Below are 589 nucleotides of genomic sequence, written 5' to 3'. Positions count from 1 at the left end.
TCGCGCTCTGCCTCGGCAAGACCATCGGCGGCGAGCCGGTGATCGCCGATCTCGCCCGCATGCCGCACCTGCTCGTCGCCGGCACCACCGGCTCGGGCAAGTCGGTCGCGATCAACACCATGATCCTCTCGATCCTCTACCGGCTGAAGCCGGAGGAGTGCCGGCTGATCATGGTCGATCCGAAGATGCTCGAACTCTCGGTCTATGACGGCATCCCGCACCTTTTGACCCCGGTCGTCACCGACCCGAAGAAGGCGGTCGTCGCCCTGAAATGGGCGGTGCGCGAGATGGAGGAGCGCTACAAGAAGATGTCGAAGCTCGGTGTGCGCAACATCGACGGCTTCAATGTCCGCGTGGCGGAGGCCGCCGCGGCCGGCGAGGTGATCACCCGCACGGTGCAGACCGGCTTCGACCGCCATACCGGCGAGGCGATCTACGAGGAAGAGGCGATGGCGCTCGAGCCCTTGCCCTACATCGTCGTGATCGTCGACGAGATGGCCGACCTGATGATGGTCGCCGGCAAGGAGATCGAGGGCACGATCCAGCGCCTCGCCCAGATGGCGCGTGCCGCCGGCATCCATGTCGTGCT

At 65.9% G+C, this 589-nt stretch carries 1 protein-coding gene; it reads left to right on the top strand.

The features are described 5' to 3' along the window. The coding region (locus RKE40_RS29690) for an FtsK/SpoIIIE domain-containing protein (protein WP_316021745.1) at nucleotides 1-589 on the top strand (589 nt) is incomplete at both ends.

Source organism: Allobosea rubneri (assembly GCF_032464875.1).
Taxonomy (GTDB): domain Bacteria; phylum Pseudomonadota; class Alphaproteobacteria; order Rhizobiales; family Beijerinckiaceae; genus Allobosea; species Allobosea rubneri.
The sequence above is the reverse complement of the archived record's forward strand: the minus strand, read 5'-3'. Positions and strand labels throughout refer to the sequence as shown.